Source organism: Streptomyces sp. NPDC048644 (assembly GCF_043199105.1).
Classification (GTDB): Bacteria; Actinomycetota; Actinomycetes; order Streptomycetales; family Streptomycetaceae; genus Streptomyces.
Genome location: NZ_JBICVO010000003.1, coordinates 12,670 through 30,075 on the forward strand (window position 1 = coordinate 12,670; position 17,406 = coordinate 30,075).

Annotated in this window: 14 protein-coding genes and 3 pseudogenes; 10 read left to right on the plus strand and 7 right to left on the minus strand. The window is 72.4% G+C overall.

Features of this window, described 5'->3' with window-relative positions:
- Positions 1-63 precede the first annotated feature (63 nt).
- Entirely contained in the window at positions 64-1,491 is a 1,428-nt protein-coding gene (locus ACGFNI_RS07410) for a lipase maturation factor family protein (protein ID WP_393681511.1), read from the plus strand.
- Here the strand turns inward: ACGFNI_RS07410 and ACGFNI_RS07415 are convergent.
- Positions 1,385-2,473 (minus strand): tetratricopeptide repeat protein, encoded by a 1,089-nt coding sequence (locus ACGFNI_RS07415; protein WP_393681513.1) that lies wholly within the window; start codon positions 2,471-2,473, stop codon positions 1,385-1,387. The two genes, ACGFNI_RS07410 and ACGFNI_RS07415, sit on opposite strands and share 107 nt — an antisense overlap.
- Before the next feature lie 402 nt (positions 2,474-2,875).
- Here ACGFNI_RS07415 and ACGFNI_RS07420 point away from each other — a divergent pair, with 402 nt between their 5' ends.
- Together ACGFNI_RS07420 and ACGFNI_RS07425 are read left to right on the plus strand one after the other, a co-directional pair.
- Positions 2,876-4,069 (plus strand): lactonase family protein, encoded by a 1,194-nt coding sequence (locus ACGFNI_RS07420; RefSeq protein ID WP_393681515.1) that lies wholly within the window; start codon positions 2,876-2,878, stop codon positions 4,067-4,069.
- Between the two features lie 89 nt (positions 4,070-4,158).
- On the plus strand, positions 4,159-5,628 hold the full coding sequence (locus ACGFNI_RS07425; protein ID WP_393681517.1) for an amino acid permease: 1,470 nt from the start codon (positions 4,159-4,161) through the stop codon (positions 5,626-5,628).
- A gap of 1 nt (position 5,629) precedes the next feature.
- Here the strand turns inward: ACGFNI_RS07425 and ACGFNI_RS07430 are convergent, their stop codons facing one another.
- Positions 5,630-6,376, minus strand: a complete 747-nt coding sequence (locus ACGFNI_RS07430; RefSeq protein ID WP_393681519.1) for a PaaX family transcriptional regulator C-terminal domain-containing protein — start codon at positions 6,374-6,376, stop codon at positions 5,630-5,632.
- Between the two features lie 54 nt (positions 6,377-6,430).
- On the opposite strand from ACGFNI_RS07430, the gene ACGFNI_RS07435 reads away from it, so the two are divergent.
- Both ACGFNI_RS07435 and ACGFNI_RS07440 read left to right on the plus strand, forming a co-directional pair.
- Complete coding sequence (locus ACGFNI_RS07435) at positions 6,431-8,065, plus strand: acyl-CoA dehydrogenase family protein (protein WP_393681521.1); 1,635 nt, start codon at positions 6,431-6,433, stop codon at positions 8,063-8,065.
- Between the two features lie 149 nt (positions 8,066-8,214).
- Entirely contained in the window at positions 8,215-8,706 is a 492-nt protein-coding gene (locus ACGFNI_RS07440) for a phage tail protein (RefSeq protein WP_393681522.1), read from the plus strand.
- 110 nt (positions 8,707-8,816) lie between these two features.
- Here ACGFNI_RS07440 and ACGFNI_RS07445 read toward each other — a convergent pair.
- A pseudogene (locus tag ACGFNI_RS07445) lies at positions 8,817-9,221 on the minus strand (NADPH:quinone reductase); the annotation flags it as partial.
- On the opposite strand from ACGFNI_RS07445, the pseudogene ACGFNI_RS07450 reads away from it, so the two are divergent.
- From ACGFNI_RS07450 to ACGFNI_RS07465, 4 genes and pseudogenes are all read left to right on the plus strand, one after another.
- Positions 9,218-9,791, plus strand: a pseudogene (locus tag ACGFNI_RS07450) (TetR/AcrR family transcriptional regulator). The pseudogenes ACGFNI_RS07445 and ACGFNI_RS07450 overlap by 4 nt on opposite strands.
- 270 nt (positions 9,792-10,061) lie before the next feature.
- Positions 10,062-10,937 carry a YndJ family protein gene (locus ACGFNI_RS07455; RefSeq protein ID WP_393681523.1) on the plus strand — a complete coding sequence of 292 codons (876 nt, stop codon included), beginning with the start codon at positions 10,062-10,064 and terminating at the stop codon, positions 10,935-10,937.
- On the plus strand, positions 10,934-11,458 hold the full coding sequence (locus tag ACGFNI_RS07460) for a DUF1990 family protein (RefSeq protein WP_393681525.1): 525 nt from the start codon (positions 10,934-10,936) through the stop codon (positions 11,456-11,458). Before ACGFNI_RS07455 ends, ACGFNI_RS07460 begins: the two co-directional genes overlap by 4 nt.
- Before the next feature lie 267 nt (positions 11,459-11,725).
- The gene (locus ACGFNI_RS07465; protein WP_393681527.1) at positions 11,726-12,949 is read left to right on the plus strand and encodes a metallophosphoesterase; all 1,224 of its coding nucleotides are present in this window, start codon (positions 11,726-11,728) and stop codon (positions 12,947-12,949) included.
- A gap of 29 nt (positions 12,950-12,978) precedes the next feature.
- Here the strand turns inward: ACGFNI_RS07465 and ACGFNI_RS07470 are convergent, their stop codons facing one another.
- The 4 genes and pseudogenes from ACGFNI_RS07470 to ACGFNI_RS07485 all read right to left on the minus strand — a co-directional run bounded on the left by ACGFNI_RS07470 (position 12,979) and on the right by ACGFNI_RS07485 (position 16,356).
- Positions 12,979-13,233: a hypothetical protein gene (locus ACGFNI_RS07470; protein ID WP_393681529.1), complete on the minus strand. Its 255-nt coding sequence runs from the start codon at positions 13,231-13,233 to the stop codon at positions 12,979-12,981.
- 142 nt (positions 13,234-13,375) lie between these two features.
- Positions 13,376-14,416, minus strand: a complete 1,041-nt coding sequence (locus tag ACGFNI_RS07475; protein WP_393681531.1) for a chitinase — start codon at positions 14,414-14,416, stop codon at positions 13,376-13,378.
- Between the two features lie 62 nt (positions 14,417-14,478).
- Positions 14,479-15,945: pseudogene (locus ACGFNI_RS07480) on the minus strand (glycoside hydrolase family 30 beta sandwich domain-containing protein); the annotation flags it as partial.
- 189 nt (positions 15,946-16,134) lie between these two features.
- Positions 16,135-16,356 (minus strand): hypothetical protein, encoded by a 222-nt coding sequence (locus tag ACGFNI_RS07485; protein WP_393681533.1) that lies wholly within the window; start codon positions 16,354-16,356, stop codon positions 16,135-16,137.
- Positions 16,357-16,541: 185 nt separating this feature from the next.
- Between ACGFNI_RS07485 and ACGFNI_RS07490 the strand changes: the two genes are divergently transcribed.
- Complete coding sequence (locus tag ACGFNI_RS07490) at positions 16,542-17,393, plus strand: TetR/AcrR family transcriptional regulator (RefSeq protein WP_393681534.1); 852 nt, start codon at positions 16,542-16,544, stop codon at positions 17,391-17,393.
- Positions 17,394-17,406: the final 13 nt, after the last annotated feature.

Sequence of the window (17,406 nt, forward strand, 5' to 3'; positions counted from 1 at the left end):
GCCGGGCGCCCGCCGGAGCGCGCCTGCCCCCCGGCCGTGGCCCCCGGTGCTACCCCTGTGCGGGTGGACTGGTTCTCCGACTCCGACTACTGGCTGGGCCGGCTGGTTTTCCAGCGGCTGGTGGCCGTCATCTATCTGACCGCGTTCCTCGCCGCGGCCCGGCAGTTCCGGGCGCTGATGGGCGAGCGCGGGATGCTGCCGGTGCCCCGGTTCGTGGCCCGGGTGCCGTTCCGTGCCTCGCCTTCGGTCTTCCACTGGCACTACTCGGACCGGTTCTTCGCCGGCTGGTCGTGGTGCGGGGCGCTGCTGGCGGCTGCGGTCGCCGCGGGGGCCGCCGATGCCGTGCCGCTGGGTGTGGCGATGGCGATGTGGGCGGTGCTGTGGGTGATGTACCTGTCGATCGTCAACGTCGGGCAGACCTGGTACGGCTTCGGCTGGGAGTCCCTGCTGCTGGAGACGGGGCTGCTGGCCGTCTTCCTGGGCAACGACGACGTCGCTCCCCCGGTGCTGGTCCTGTGGCTGCTGCGCTGGCTGCTCTTCCGGGTGGAGTTCGGCGCCGGGCTGATCAAGATGCGCGGGGACCGCTGCTGGCGCGACCTGACCTGCCTGTACTACCACCACGAGACGCAGCCGATGCCGGGCCCGCTGAGCTGGTTCTTCCACCATCTGCCCAAGCCGTTGCACCGGGTGGAGGTGGCCGCCAACCACGTGGCCCAACTCGTCCTGCCCGTCCTGCTGTTCACCCCGCAGCCGGTGGCGGGCTGGGCCGCGCTCGCGATGGCCGTCACCCAGCTGTGGCTGGTGCTTTCCGGCAACTTCGCCTGGCTGAACTGGCTGACGATCGCCCCGGCCCTGGCGGTCGCCGGAGCCCTGCTGCCGGTCCGCCCGCCCGCGGCACAGGGCCCGTCCCCGCTCTGGTTCGAGGTCCTGGTCTGCGCGCTGACCGCGCTCGTCCTGGCCCTCAGCTACCGCCCGGCCCGCAACCTCCTGACCCGCGGGCAGCTGATGAACACGTCCTACGAGTCGCTGCACCTGGTCAACTCCTACGGCGCCTTCGGCAGCATCACCCGCATCAGGCGGGAGATCGTCATCGAGGGGACGTCCGCGGCGGCCGACGGGCCCGGCACGGTCTGGCGGGCCTACGAGTTCCACGGCAAGCCGGGCGAAGTGGGGCGGCTGCCCCGCCAGTTCGCGCCATATCATCTGCGCCTCGACTGGCTGATGTGGTTCGCCGCGCTGTCCCCCGCCTATGCCCGCGCCTGGTTCGGTCCGTTCGTGGAACGGCTGCTGGAGAACGACCGGGACACGCTGCGGCTGCTGCGCGGCAATCCGTTCCCCGACGCGCCGCCCGCCCGGGTGCGGGCCCGGCTGTTCGAGTACCGCTTCACCAGCCCGCGGGAGCTGCGGGAGTCAGGGGCGTGGTGGCATCGCCGTGAGGTGCGGATGTTTCTGCCGCCCACCGCTCTGTCGTCTCGGCCCGGAAGGCGATGACCGCTTCCTTGGCGTGCCGCAGCCCGATGCGGTCCAGTTCCCTTTCCACGTCGGTGAGTTCGCTGAGGGTCTCGGCGTGGTCGCGGCCCAGGCGGGAGCGTGACTTGGTCAGTCCGAGCCGGGCGAGTGCGGCGCCGCGCGGCTCGCGCATCTCGGTGAACTCGCGCAGCGCCACGGCGTAGATGTCCCGGGCGGGCTCGTAGCGTCCGGCGCGGTAGAGGACGTTGCCGCGCATCTTGTGGTTGTAGGCGAGCGCGCTCGCCAGGTCCATGGTGCGGCAGATGGCCTCCGCATCGGAGAGCAGTTCCAGCGCCCTGTCCGTCTCTCCCTGCGCGGACAGGACGTCGGCTATCCCGCGCAGCGACCAGGCGTGCCCGCGGGCGTCGTCGGCCCCGTCGGCTATGCGTGCGGACTCCTCGAAGAGTTCCAGCGCCTTGGCGAGGTCCCCGGTGTTGCGGTGCATCTGCGCGATGCCGGACATCGCCCAGACCATGTGGCGGGCCTCGCCGTGCGCCCTGCCCTGCGCCAGCAGTCGCTCGTGGAGGTCGGCGACGGCGGCGTAGTCGCCCTGGATGCGGCCGGTCTCGGCGAGACCTGCGAGGGAGTAGCCGTGGGCCAGCCGGTCGCCCGCCGCGTCGGCAAGTGCCACGGCGTGGGTGAGCAGCCTGCGGGCCAGCGCCAGCGATCCGCACTGCCGGGCGAGGGTGCCGCCGCTCCACAGCGCCCAGGCCATGGCGCCGGCGTCGCCCGCCTCCCGGCCGCTGCGGTAGCTCTCCCGCCAGGCCGCGCCCGCCTGTGCCACCCGTCCGAGCCGCCGGTTGGCCTCGCCCACGGCGAGTGCGGCGCGGGCCCGCTCCAGTGCGTCACCGGCCTCGCGGTGCGCACGGCTCGCGGTGGCCAGCACTTCCTCGTACGAGGAGTTCACGCCCAGCGACGAGCCGATCTGCCCTTGGTACTCCGGGGCGAATGCCTTGCCGTACATATTCTCGTCGCCTCTCGATCACGTTCCTGCGTCGATCAAGAAACTACGAGCCGGAGGGGGGCCGGCGAATCCGTCGGCGTATGTGTTGTCGTGTACGACTTCAGTGCTACGTGTGGGGGGCCTGGTCATCACCGGGATGTACGGACGCCTCGGGGTGCCGTACCGGCGTCACGACCTGCGGACTCGCCGATTCCGAGCCCTGTACGGCCGCCAACCACCGCTCGTCTCCCGGAAGTTGAGCGCCACCAGCCCGCCCAATCGTTGCACAGGCTGCACTTTGTGTTGCACCCCTTGCCGTAGCGCGCCGTACGGGCCACCCTGGCTGCGCGCCTCCGCGATCACCGGGGCGTACGCGGGGCACCGCCCGCGGACCGCAACCCCCGTCGAACGCCGAGGTGTGGCATGAACGCAGCACGGACAGGGCCCGGGATCGGCCGCCGGCACGTCATCGGGACCGCCGCCGGTCTGGCCGCCGCCGCGGGCGCCGCCGCACTCGGCCTCCAGGACGCCGCTCCCGCGCAGGCCGGGCAGCGCCCCGGTCGCACGCCGCGGGCCCAACGGCGGTTGTTCCTGGGCACGTACACCTCCGTCGCGGGCGGCGGCACCGGCATCGGCACGGGCACCTACGACGCGGCGAGCGGCCGTATCACCGCGACCGGCGTGGTGGCCGGGGTCGCCGATCCCTCGTACCTCGCGCTCGCCCCGGACGGCCGCACCCTCTACGCGGTCGACGAGCAGCAGGAGGGCGCGGTGACCACGATCGCGCTGCCGGACGGCGGCCGGCCCGAGGTGCTGGGCAGCCGCGCCACGGGCGGGGCCGGGCCCTGCCATCTGTCGGTGCATCCCGGCGGGCGCTGGCTGTTCAGCGCGAACTACCTCTCGGGCAGTGTGGCGGTGCATCCGGTCGACCCGTCGGCGGGCGGCGCACTGGGCGAGCGCACGGACCTGGTCGCCCACACCAGCCCGCCGCCGGGGCCCGGCCAGGACGGGCCGCACGCCCACCAGATCGTCACCGCCCCGGACGGCGGGCACGTACTCGCCGTGGACCTCGGCACCGACGCCGTCTACACCTACCGGCTGGACGACAGCGCCGGGACGCTGAGCCAGGTGTCGTACGCGGCGCTGCGGCCGGGCGCGGGTCCGCGGCATCTGACGTTCCACCCGTCGGGGCGGTTCGCGTATCTGGCGAACGAGGTCGACAACACCGTCGTGGTCTGCGGGTACGACCCAGGCAGCGGGCGGCTGACGCCGGGCGAGCCGCAGTCCACCGGGACCGGATCCGGCACCAGCTATCCGGCGCAGCTGCTGGTCACCGCGGACGGCGGCTTCGCCTTCCTCGCCAACCGCGGGCACAACAGCCTGACGCGGTACGCGGTGGAGGCCGACGGCGGGCGGCTGCGGCTGCTGGACACGGTGCCGGTGGGCGGTGACTTCCCGCGGCACATCGCCTTCTCGCCTGACGAGCGGCTGCTGTTCGCAGCCAACCAGAAGTCGGGGACGGTGACGGTGTTCTCGGTCGACGCGAAGAGCGGGGCGCTGGCGCCGCTCGGCGAGCCGTTCGCGGCCCCGGTCGCGGTGTGCGCGCTGCCGCTCTGAGCCCCGGGAGCTGACACCGGCGGCACCCGGCCGAAGGCGAAACACCGCCGCAACAGTGCGGCAGGATTCGCGGGTTAGCGTCGCCACCCATGAGTACGGGAACAGCACGCGACGGCGGCGCGCCGCACGCCGCACAGGACGGTCCCGGGGCCGGGCTGCAACAGGGCCTCAAGCGCCGCCACATGCAGCTGATCGCGCTCGGCGGGGTGATCGGGGCGGGCCTGTTCGTCGGCAGCGGCGTCGTCGTGCACGCGACGGGCCCCGCCGCCGTGCTGTCCTTCCTCGCCGCCGGCGTGCTGACCGTACTGATCATGCGGATGCTGGCGGAGATGACCGTCGCCCGCCCCGCGCAGGGCTCGTTCTACGCGCACGTGCGCGAGACCCTGGGGCTGCGGGCGGGCTTCACCGTCGGCTGGCTGTACTGGTACTTCTTCGTGATCGTGGTGGCCGTGGAGGCGGTCGCCGGCGGCCGGATCATCCAACTGTGGCTGCCCGGCGCGCCGTTGTGGGCGGTCAGCCTGGTGCTGATGGCGCTGCTGACCGCGACGAACATGGTCTCGGCCCGCGCGTACGGCGAGTTCGAGTACTGGTTCTCGTCGATCAAGGTCGTGGCGATCGTCGTGTTCCTCTTCCTGGGCGCGCTCTACGTCCTGGGGCTGTGGCCGCACGCCACGGGCGGCCTGGCGCTGCTGACCTCGCACGGCGGGTTCGCCCCCGAGGGGGTCGGCGCCGTGCTCGCCGCGGTCGTCCCCTGCATCGGCTTCTTCACGGGCGCCGAGATCGTCACCATCGCCGCGGCCGAATCCGTCGAGCCGGAGCGGGCGGTGGCCGAGGCGATCCGCTCGATCGTGCTGCGGGTGGTGGCGTTCTACGTGCTGTCGATCTTCCTGGTGGTCGCGGTGGTGCCGTGGACGTCGAAGGCGATCGAGGTCAGTCCTTACGCCGCGGTGCTCGACCGGCTGGCGGTGCCGGCCGCGGGTACGGTGATGAACGCGCTGGTACTGATCGCCGTGCTGTCCTGCCTGAACTCCGCGCTGTACACCTCGTCGCGGATGCTGTTCGCGCTCACCGGCAACGGCGACGCGCCGCGCGCCTTCACCGCGGTGAGCCGCAGCGGGGTGCCGCGCCGGGCGCTGCTCGCCGGGACCTCGGTCGGCTATCTGTCGGTGATCGCGGCCTGGATCTCACCCGACGTCGTCTTCTCGTTCCTGATCAACTCCTACGGTGCGATAGCCCTGTTCGTCTATCTGGCGATTGCCTTCGCGCAGGTGCGGATGCGGCGGCGGCTTGAGCGTGACGAGCCGGGGCGGCTGACCCTGAAGATGTGGCTGTTCCCGTGGCTGAGCTGGGTGACCATCGCCGCGATGACGGCGGTGATCGCCGCGATGGCGGTGTTGCCCGACAGTCGTTCGCAGTTCTGGCTGAGCCTGCTGACGGTGGCCGTGGTGCTGGCGGGCTACGAGGTGCGCCGTCGGCGCGGCCCGGCCCCGGCAGCGGATGAGCCCGAGGCGGCGGAGACGGAGACGGACGCCGTGGGTGCCGCGTCCCGGGCCGGCTGACTTACCCCTCCAGGTACTGACGCAGCAGTTCCCGTAGTTCGGCCTCGAATGCGTCGTAGCGCCGCCGCAGTGCCGCGCCCGGCCAGCCGCCGGGCAGCAGCGGTTCCGGCAGCAGCGGGTCGGCGAGGAGATGGCGCAGCGCGGCGGCGGCGACGGTGAAGCGCTCGGCGGGCCCGGCCGCCCGGTCCAGCGCGGCGGCCAGGGCCTCGGCGCGGGCGGCCCAGCCGTCGAGGTCCCACAGCCGGGCGGCGAGCGCCGCCGGGTCCTCGTCCGGGGTGCCGCTGAGCCAGGTGCACTGTTCCGCGGCGGCCTGCGGGCGGGTCCTTTCGAGGTTGGCGGGGCGCAGCCAGCTGCCCTCGCGGAGTTCGGCGAGCCGCAGACCGGCCATGGCCTGGCGCAGGGCGGTGCGGTCGGCCGCCGGGCGGCGCTCCGCGGTGACGACGGCGATCTCCCAGCCACCGTCCCAGGGCAGCGTGCGCGGGGTGCGGCTCTCGTCCTGCCTGGCCTGCCGCTCCAGCAGCCGGGCGGTCAGGCCGTAGCCGTCGTCGCCGTGCCGCAGGTCGCCCGCCGCCACCATCCGGGAGAGTGCGACGCGGACCGTGCCCTCGGCGATGCCGAAGAGTTCGCCGACCCTGACCAGGACGCGGGCCGGCAGCTGTGGCGGGTGGTGGCCGAGGAGCGTGCTGAGCACGATCGAGCGGGCCGTGAGCGGCCGTACGGCGAGCCGCGCGGCGTCGCCGCGGTCCATGAACCCACTCCTTACATCTTTCCTCCACCTGTTCGAGAACTGTAACATCGGACCATGACCGTCACCCATGAAGTTGTGAACCAGGCACCGCAGCTGACCGGGTTCAGCACTGCGGACGAACCGGCCCTGCGGGAAGCGCTCCACCGGGAGGGCGCCGGATGGGGCGAGAAGGAGGTCGCCGAGCTGGGCGCGCTGGCCGGTTCGCCGGACGTCCAGGACCAGGCCCGCTGGGCGGAGGAGCAGCCGCCCCGGCTGCACACCCACGACCGGTACGGGCACCGCATCGACGAGGTCGAGTTCCATCCGGCCTGGCACCAGCTGATGACGGTGGCGGTGGAACACGGCCTGCACGCCGCACCGTGGGCCGACGACCGCCCCGGCGCCCATCTGGTGCGCGCGGCGAAGTTCTACGTCTGGTCGCAGGCCGAGCCGGGGCACGGCTGCCCGGTCTCGATGACGTACGCGGCGGTGCCGGCGCTGCGGGCCGCCCCGGAGCTCGCCGCGCAGTACGAGCCGCTGCTCGCCGCCCGCACCTACGACTTCGGGCTGCGGGCGCCGCTGACCAAGTCGGGTCTGATCGCCGGCATGTCGATGACGGAGAAGCAGGGCGGCTCCGACGTGCGCGCCAACACCACCCGCGCGGTCCCGGCAGGCGACGGGACGTACCGGATCACCGGCCACAAGTGGTTCACCTCCGCACCGATGAGCGACATCTTCCTGACGCTGGCTCAGACCGACGAGGGGCTGAGCTGCTTCCTGCTGCCGCGGGTGCTGCCGGACGGCACCCGTAACGGCCTGCGGCTGATGCGGCTGAAGGACAAGCTGGGCAACCGCTCCAACGCCTCGTCCGAGATCGAGTACGACGAGGCGGTGGCCTGGCCGGTGGGCGAGCCGGGGCGCGGGGTGCGGACCATCGTCGAGATGGTCAACATGACGCGGCTCGACTGCGTGCTCGGTTCGGCCGCCGGGATGCGGGCGGGGCTGCGGCAGGCACTGCACCACACCGCCCACCGGCGGGCGTTCGGGCGGGAGTTGGACCAGCAGCCCCTGATGCGCTCCGTACTCGCCGACCTCGCGATCGAGTCGGAGGCGGCGACGGTGCTCGGCATGCGGCTGGCGGCGGCGGTGGACAGGTCGCAGGCCGGGGACGCGGGCGAGGCGGCGCTGCGCCGGCTGGCGCTGGCGGCCGGCAAGTACTGGGTGTGCAAGCGGGGCAGCACACACGCGGCGGAGGCCCTGGAGTGCCTCGGCGGCAACGGCTACGTCGAGGAGTCCGGCATGCCGCGGCTCTACCGCGAGGCGCCGCTGCTGTCGATCTGGGAGGGCTCGGGGAACGTCGCGGCGCTGGACGTCCTGCGGGCACTGGGCAGGGAACCGGCCGCGCTGGACGCCTTCTTCGCCGAGGTGGACGCCGCGTCGGGCGCCGACCGCAGGCTGGACACGGCGGTGGCCGGAGTCCGGTCGATGCTGGCCGGGGCAGCGGACCCGGAGCGGGCGCAGCTGATGGCGCGCACCCTCGCCGAGCGGATGGCGCTGGTCCTCCAGGGCTCGCTGCTGGTACGGCACAGCCACCCCGCGGTCGCCGACGCCTTCTGCGCCTCACGCCTCGCCGGCGAGTGGGGCAACGCCTTCGGCACCCTCCCGGCCGGCGCCGACCTGACGTCGATCCTGGAGCGCGCCCGTGCCTGAAGAAGGACGGAACTCCAGGGAAGGAAATCCACTGTGCCGGACGGAGTGAACTGCCTTGGCACTGCCCGAAAGCGCCGGGGCCTGTGCACCAGGTGCTGCCCTGCCGGGGGATGGTGAACCCAGCAGGTTCCCGTGCACCATGGCCGGTGATGTGGTTCGACCTCGGGCAGATGAGGTGCGAGAGCGGGGTTGCGCCGGTCGGACCCGCCGAGTGCGCGGCCTTCCGGCTCTCGCGGTTCTCCGACAGCACCGGCCCGGTCGACGACCGAACCCACCACAGGGAAGAGGACGGACAGCACATGGCACAGGACGGCACTCTCGCCGCCCACCGGTTCGACGTGCAACTCGATGGCGTCGTGGTGGAAGCGGTGAAGGGCATCAGCGGTCTCCACGCCGACGAGAAGGGCGGCAAGGTGACCATCACCCGCGGGCTGAAAAAGAGCGAGGTGTTCGCCACGTGGATCAAAAAGTCGCTGGATGAAGGCGACGGCGCGGCGGAGACCCTGACCATTCAGGAGGAGAACTCCCACGGCCAGACCATCCGGCGCATCCAGCTCTTCGATGCCTGGGTCGACAAGTGGGAGTCCGGGAAGTCCAGCGAGACGGTGCTCGTCCTCTTCAAGCGGATGGAGGACGGGTGAGGCGTCGCATCACCGCCGGCGTGCGCCGAACGTGACATCGCCCGGCGTGGACACCTTCGGCTACGGCGTCAGGACGATCCTGCCGAAGACCTCGCCCGCGTCCACATCAACTTCTGGAACGCCGCCGTGATCTTCGTGCCGAAGTCCGCCGGTGGCCGGCCGGCAACAGCGCCCACGGCCACCATGCGGCCGTTCGGATTGAGCCGGCCGAAGAACGAGGGCAGGTCCTGGCCGGCCACCACGTCGATGCGGCCGGCCGCGCCACGCACCAGGACCGTCTCTCCGGGAGCGAAGTGGGCGTGGCGGAGCCCGAAATGGGCCACCACGCCGGAACCGCCGAGAGTCACCGCGTCGGCCACGGAAGGGTTCGCGGGCAGGGGAAGGATCTCCTCGACCGACGCGATGGCCTGTTCGACGTAGCCTCCGCCCGTGCCGGTGAAGGCCCACACCCGTCGGCCGGTCCACGAGGCGCCGACATCACGATTGCCTTCAACGCCGTCTCCGCGAGCGGATCCTCGACGCGGCCCGAGCGCTGTTCTCCACCGACGGACTGGACGTGCCGATGCGGGAGATCGCACGGCGCGCGGGGGTGGGACCTGCCACCTTGTACCGTCGCTTCCCGACCAAGCAGGTGCTGGTCACCGAAGCCTTCGCGGACCAGCTGCGCGCGAGTCGCGCCATCGTCGACGAGGGGTGCGCCGATCCCGATCCGCGGCGTGGCCTGTGCCTGGTGATCGAGAAGATCTGTGAGCTGCACGCGCGGGATCGGGGTCTCACCGAAGCCTTCCTGTCGGCCTTCCCGGGGGCGCTGGATGTCGCGGGCCGCGCATACACGCTGAAAGCGGTCGCCGGGCCGGCCCAAACGGGCCAAGGACGCAGGGCACTTGCGGTCCGACTTCGTCCTGGACGACCTCATTCTCGTCCTCATGGCCAACAAGGGGATCCGCACCGCATCGACCGCCGCCCAGGTCATGGCTTCCCGACGCTTCGCCGCGCTGGCGATCCAGGCGTTCGCGGCCTGCCCTCAGCACGCACCGCTACCGCCGGCGGCACGGCTGGCATCCGCGGCACCGGACGGCGGCTGACCGCGGGCGAGCGGTATCCACGTTCGGCGGCGCCCCGGTGCCACCGATACCCACCTGCGGGTGGCCGCAGAGGCTCGGCGGCCACCCGCTTTCGCATGTCACCGCTGTTCCACTCCCCCGTCACCACAGTCCGAAGGAGGCCCCGCACCCCTTTCTTGAACGCGTTCAATTACCGGCGTAGGGTCGTCCACGGAACGCCGCACAGCGCGCGGACGCGGCCACGCCGGTCGCGCGCGGCGGCACATGTGTCATGGGAAAAAGGGGGACGCGGTGACCGTATTGGTCCCACTCATCGTCATGCTCGGGATGCTGGTCGTGATCCCGCTCGGGCTTTCGCTCCTCGACGCGCCGGAGCTCGCCGTCATCCGCAGATGCTGGCCGACGGCCGCCGCCGTGGGGGCCGTCGCGCTGTGGCTGCCCCGCGGTCCGGCCGCCGTCGGCTGCGCCGCGGTGTACGCGCTGGCCACCCTCGCGCTCGCCGCGCAGGCACCGCTGCGGCTCGCCCGTACCCGCTCGCTCGCCGCCCCGGAGGTCGCGGTGCTGACGGCGCTGGTCACACCGGCCGTCGCGGGGATCGCGCTGGTCGCCGAGCGCTCGGGGCACCGGCTGTTCGGCTTCGGCCTCGACATCCTGGCGCTGACCGTGCCGCACTTCCACTTCGCGGGCTTCGCAGCCGCACTGATCGCGGGCCTGGTGTGTCGCGCCGGGACGGGCCGGGCGGGCCGGATCGCGGCGCTGAGCGTCCCGGTCGGCACCCTGCTGGTGCTCGCCGGGTACTTCGTCGACGACTGGGCGGAGCTGGCCGGGGCGCTGGTGCTGACCTGCGGGATGTGGCTGGTCGGCCTGCTGACCTGGCGCGACATCGGCGCCGCGGGGCAGGACCGAACGGCCCGCGCACTGCTCGGCACATCGGCCGTCGTCCTCGTCGCGACCATGCTGCTGGCGCTGAGTTGGGCGCTCGGCGAGGCGACGGGGCTGCCGCACCCCACACTGGCCTGGATGGCGGCCACCCACGGCCTCGGCAACGCCATCGGCTTCGCCCTCTGCGCGCTGCTCGCCCGGCGCCGCCTGCGCCCGCTCCCCCACGACGGCGGCGCCCTCGCCGCCGCGACCACCACCCCGACTCTCAAGGGACGCACCGCATGAACGACCTCAACTACCCCGAGGAAGGCGCCACTCTGCGCACACCGCTGCCGGCCGGCTACAACCATCTGCACGTCGAGGTGCCGATCGGGCACGGGCGCGCGGTGTTCGCGGCGGCGGGCGAGGCGGTCACCACGTTCCGGATGCACCGGGCGACGGGCGCCGGGGTGCGGGCGAGTGCCGGGCGGGCGGCGCCCGGCGTGGAGGTCGAGATCTCGCTCGGCGTCGGCCCTGTGCGGCTGCTGGCGCCGTGCCGGGTGGTGTGGCGGGCCGACGAGGAGGACCGCATCGGCTTCGGCTACGGCACCCGCGCCGGTCATCCCGAATGCGGCGAGGAGTCGTTCGTCGTCGACATCAGGCCCGACGGGTCCGTGTGGTTCACCGTCACCGCCTTCAGCCGTCCGGCCGCCCTCCTCACCCGGCTCGCGGGCCCGCTGGTGCCCCTCGCGCAGCGCGGCTACGCCCGGTACTGCGGGCGGAGGCTGCGCCGCCTGGTGAACGGGCGGCGGTCCGGCCCGCGTTGAGGCAGGGAGAGCGGAAAGGTGCACGCTCGGCAATTTTGCCGAGCGTGCATTTTTCTGTACCTGACGACTATGTGGCCTGGACCCTGGAGGACGCTGTGGCATCGGACGAGGCCCGTGCGGCGCTCCGGCGGGCGCCGGCCGCGTGGTTCGGGCCGGAATCGGCGGGGTGAGACGGCCGGGCCCGCACCCCCCGGTGTCGGTCATACGTCCACCCCGCCTTCATCGGACCTTCACCACCGGCCCCGTTGCCCGTGAGAGAAACCTCGCATGTGCGACGACGAACTGATCCCGCCGCGGGCGGACTTGACCGAGGACCAGTGGCTGCGGACCGCCGCGGAGACCGCGGCGGCACCGATGCCCACGACGGGCCGCGCGGTCCCGTCCGTGAACCGGCGGACGCTGCTGGGCGGCGCGATGGCCGGCGCCGCGCTGACCGTCCTGCCGACGGCGGGCCGGGCGTCCGCGTCCCCGGTGGCGCGCGGCGGAGCATCCGGCGCCTTTCCCTTCCCCCAACACCCCAACGGGAAGGGCGAGTTCGCGGTCCTGGTCACCGGTGACGCGGGCACAGGCGACGAGGCGCAGTATGCGGTGGCCGCCGCCGCCCGGGACGTCTGCCGGGCCGAAGAGGTGGGCCTGGCCGTCGGGCTCGGGGACAACATCTACGAGAACGGCCCGGAATCCGACCACGACTCCGAGTTCCAGGACAAGTTCGAGAAGCCCAACTCCGGCATCGACGTGCCGTGGCTGATGGTGCTGGGCAATCACGACTGTTCGGGGCTGATACCTGGCAGCGGCGGCGACCCGTCGCGCGGTGACCGTGAGGTCGGGTACGCGGCGTCGTCCCGGCGCTGGTACATGCCGCAGCGGTACTACAGCGTGCCGGTGCCGGCCGCGCAGCCGCTGGTGGAGTTCTTCGCGATCGACACCATCCCGTGGTCCTCGTACGTCACCCAGGTCGACCCGCACTACCGGTGGGACGGCCCGTACATGCGCGAGCAGCGGCGCTGGCTCGACGGCGCGCTCGGCGCCTCGCGGGCCCGCTGGAAGATCGTGCTGAGCCACCACCCGTACCTCAACAACGGCAAGCACGGCAGCGCCGGCGCCTACGACGGCTTCGAGATCGGGAACTACACCAGCGGGGTGCACCTCAAGGCGATGTACGAGGAAGTGGTCTGCGGTCGCGCCGACCTGATCCTTTCCGGGCACGACCACACGCTCCAGATCCTGGAGCCGACGGCGCGCACCGGCGGCACCCGGCAGGTGGTGTGCGGCGCATCGGCCAAGACGGAGGACGGCAGGGCCCACTTCGGGCACCCCGCGGCCTGGCAGAACTTCGCCGACAACGGCTTCATGGTGCTCAAGGTCTCCGGCGCGGCGCTGACCGTCGACGCGTACACCGTCGACGTCGCCACCCGGAAGGCGACCCTGGCGCACCGCACCCGCAACGCGGCGCCGGTCACGGCGGGAGCGCGGGCGGGCGCGCCCGTATAGGGCCCGCCGCCGGCGCGCACGGCGTCCGACTACCGCAGCCAGGCGGGCTCCAGCGCGCGTGCCGCGTCACGGTGCGCGCGCACGATCTCGAAGAAGCCGTCCGGGTCACGCTCGAAGAGATCGGACAACTCGGCGTACAGCACGTACGCCTCCGCCGTCATCTCGTACGGGCAGTCGTCCGCCGCGCACCGCCAGCAGTCCGCGGGGGCGCTGACCAGCGACCCCTCGCACTGGGGACAGGGAGAAACCCCGGAGGGGGCATGCTGTTTCCGCAGCTGTAGCACTGATACCAGCCTCCGGCGCCTGGGGTCATCTGGTTGCCGCACTTATTGCACGTCATCGGTCCTCCTGGGGCGAGAAATTGTGCCACCCTCCGGCAGGCCCGGCAGGGGGTACGGCGGCCGGGGCCCGCAGGTCGGCGGCGCCTCAGTCCGTGTAGCGCGCGAAGGTCCGGCTGAACTGCCAGGGCTGCTGGTCGACTCCGGAGCAGGTGTCGTCGTCGGGGTAGGCGCCGGGGCAGGGGCGGTCGCGGTTGACGGACCAGAACGCGAGGCGGGCGAGGCGGTGTTGCCGGGCGTAGCGGAGGATCGACGCGAAATCGCGGGTGGTGACCTTCTCGTTCATGTCGGTGACGCCGTTCATGGACGACAGTCCGCTGTGCCGGTACGCCTCGGCCTCGTCGTAGCCGTAGGCGGCCTTGACCCGCCGCATCAGGCCGTCGGTTGCCCGCTCGGTCAGCTCGGCCATGTTCCGGCCGGCGCCGTCGAAGTCGAACGGCATGATCGTCCAGCCGTCGGCCTCCAGGCCACAGTCCGCCGCCCGGCCGATCATGCTGCCGTCCGGTCCTTCCTGTTCGCTGGGGAAGGTGACGTAGACCTTCAGGCCGGCGTTGTCGGCCCTGACCTTCTTGAGCGCGTCGATGGTCTTCTGCTGGACGGCCGGGTCGTCGTAGGTGTCGCCCTCGATGTCCACGTCGACGGCCTTGAGCCGGTAGGTGTCGATGACCTTCTGGTACGCGCCGGCCAGCGCGTCCGCGTCGGCGCAGGACTCCTCCAGCTTCTTCCCGCCGGCGCCGCCGAACGAGGGCAGTACGTCACCGCCCTTGGCGCGGACGGCCTCGACCGTCTTCTGGTCGGCGCCGCCCTTGAGGGGACGGCTGCCGTCCCACTGCGGCTCGCAGCCGCCGGCGTCGAGGACGAAGGCGAGGGTGAACCAGCCGGTACCGGTGGCGTCCATGACCTCGGCGGGGTCGGGCGGGTCGCCCCAGCCGTTGTAGAGGTACGGAGCGACGGCCTGCGGCGCTCTCGCGGCGGGCCGGCCCAGGGTGACGGTGGCGCGGAGGCTGCCCGCGAAGACGGTGATCTTGGCGGTGTGCGGGGCGGGGATGGCCTGGGCCCCGGCGGTGGCGCACAGCGCGAGGCAGGCGCCCAGCGCGCCGACCAGCCGCCGGGGGTGTCGGATGCGCATCGCGCTCAGCTCCGCTCTCGTTGGTAGGCAGGGGGGACGGGGTGGCGGGGCGCGGCCGGGGCGCCGTCGGACGGGTCACCGCTCCAGGTGAAGGTCACCGACGCACCGGCCGGCAGGTCGTAGGAGGCGTGCCGGCCGCCCCAGTTGATGTCCGCCCTCCGGGTGCTGCCGGTGTCGTTGTAGGCGATCAGCGCCTTGGAACCATCAGGATTCTTCCAGGCGACGTTGGGGAGCGCGGAGTTGGCCGTGGACCGGATGCGCCGGGCGCCGGGTTTCACGAACTTGGTGAGGTGGCCCATCGTGTAGTACTCGATGGTGTAGTCGACGGTGCCGTGCGCGGCGTCGCCGTTGTGCACGGTGATCAAGCCGGTGCAGGTGCCGCAACCTCCCTGGTGCGGGCCGCCGTTGTGGTCCACGGCCAGCGACCATTTCACCCAGCTGCGGCCCCAGTTGCGGGTGGCGTCGATGAGGTCGTGCATGTCCTCGCGCTGCTGGTCGGCGATCCACTGCCCGCCGGAGTGCTCGGTGTCGTAGACGGGGAGGTGCGGGTAGCGGTGGTGCACCCGGCTCTGCTCGGTGACGTCGCCACGGTAGCCGTGCCAGGCCGTGCCGCCGAAGTTGGGGTGCCTGCGGACGGCCGGGTCGTCGACGGTGGGGGCGGCGAAGTCGCGGTAGCTGTCCCCGTTCCAGTCCAGGGCGAGGACCTTGGTGGACAGGCCGGCCCGCCGGAGCGCGGGCAGCAGGTCGTTCTTGGTGAAGTAGGCGAGACCTGAGCCGTTCCACCGCATGGACGGGTAGCCGGCGCAGCAGGTGGGTTCGTTCTGCGCGGAGACGTAGTCGACCGGCACACCCCGGCTCCGGTACGCGTTGAGGTACTTCACGAAGTACCTGGCGTAGGTGCCGTAGTACTTCGCCCGGAGCCATCCTTGGTCGAGGCTGTCGTTGTCCTTCATCCAGGCGGGCGCCGACCACGGCGTGGCCATCACCTTGAGAGCGGGGTTGAGGGCGCGGGCGCGTGCGGTGAGCGGCAGGATGTCGGCGAGGTCGTGCCCGACGGAGAAGTGCGTCAGATGCCGGTCGGTCCGCCCGGCGGGCAGGTCGTCGTAGGTGTAGCCGTAGCGGGCGAGGTCGGATGCGCCCATCGGGTTGCGGAGGAAGCCGATGCCGATGCCGTCGTCCGGGTCGAAGAGCTTCTTCATCGTCGCGTCGCGGGTGGCGTCGCTGAGCGCGTCGCTGCTGTTCAGCAGCCAGGCGGCGGTGTCGGTGAAGGACGCGCCACCGCCATCGAACGTCTGGTAGGCGGTGGCCTCGTCGACGGTGATGTTGCCCCCGCCGCCGGGTGTGAAGCGGAGGGGGCTCTGCCGCTCCAGGCCCTTGACGACGTTCCGGCCACCGGGGTCGGAGGTGGTGGTCAGGTAGACCTGGACCTGTTCGGGGGCGACGAAGCCCGCGGCCAGGGCCAGCGGCACGAGGGCGGCCACCGCCCCGGCCACGGCGGTCAGCGCGCGGCGCAGTCCGGGGGAGGTCATGACGGGGGCCTTCCTGTGGCGGCGCGGGGCGTGACCTGGTACTGCCCGGCGCGCCCGCGCCGCACGCCCCTGGAGGCCGGCCAGGACGCGGCGGGCAGCGGCCACCGGGCCCGGCGCATGTCCGCTTTCCGGTGCGCACCGGGCCCGGCCCGCTCCCCCGCTCCCCGTCCCCCGCTCCCCCGGCGCGGGTCAGCCGCGGCGGCCGAGTGCCTTGGCGCGGGTGTGGGCCCAGCCTGCGAGCAGCACGCCGATGACGGTGCCGGCCGCGTAGCCGGACAGGGTGGCCGCGAAGCCGCCGTGCAGGTCACCGAGGAACCCGGTGTTGTCGTGGTCGATGAGCAGCCTGATGACGGACTGCCCGAAGATCACCACCGCCACGGCTCCAATAATCTGCAACACGTCGAATTTCATGAGGCGTCTCCCCCTTGCGGCTACCGGATACGTCGGCCGGGCTGCGGCGTTCCTGCACTCCGCACCGGCTTTCCCAGGGCCGTGGAAGCGCCCTGGTGACGTTACGAACGTACCATTCGCAGCGTGCGGAAAATGGGCCTGAAAGGGGTTTCCGTCACACAAATTCCCGGCCTATAGTGCAGAGCGTGCGTGACGAAAAGAAGGACGAGAGAAAGGGCGGGGCGAGGGGCGGCACGTCCGCCGCCTGCCGGGAGTGCGGCGCTCCGCTGGCCGCGGCGGGACGCGGCAGGCCCGCCCGCTACTGCTCACGGAGCTGCCAGGCCAGGGCCTACCGGCGGCGGAAGCAGCCGCCGCCCGCGCCCCCGGAGGTCCCCGCGGCGCCGGAGCAGGCCGGGACGCACACCCGTGCGCGCAAGCGCCGCGAGATCGCCGAGGCGGTGTGGCGAATCGCCGCGGGGCGGGGACTGCACGCCGCGAGCATGCGGGAGATCGCCGCCGAGGCGGGGGTGTCGCTGCGCACCGTGCAGTACCACTTCGAAGGCAAGCACCAACTCCTGCTCGCCGCCCTGACGTTGCTCCACGAGGACAACGAGCGCGCCGCCCGCGCCCGCATCCGGTTCGGCTCCGACACCCCACGGGCCCTGCTGCGGGCGGTGCTGGAGGAATTCCTCCCGATGGACGCCCAGCGGCGCACCTCGTTGCAGGTGCTCGCCGCGTACTACTCCCGCAGCCTGACCGACCCGGCGCTGGCCGCGGTCTTCCTCGGCGCCGAGCATCCCCTGGAGGACCTGGTCGCCGGCATCATCGGGCAGGCGCAGGCCGACGGTCGGTGCGCCCGCGGTCTGGACCCACGGCACGAGGCCGACCTGCTGGTCTCCGGCGCCATCGGTCTCGGCGGGGACGTCCTGCACGCCCGCCGCCCGCTGGCCGGGGTCCTGCGCACCCTCGACTACCACCTGGACAAGATCTTCACCGTGCCGGAGGGGCCGGGCGGGAGGGGGGGCGTCGCGCGTCGCGGACACGCCCTAGATGAGTGAGTCCGAAGTCGTG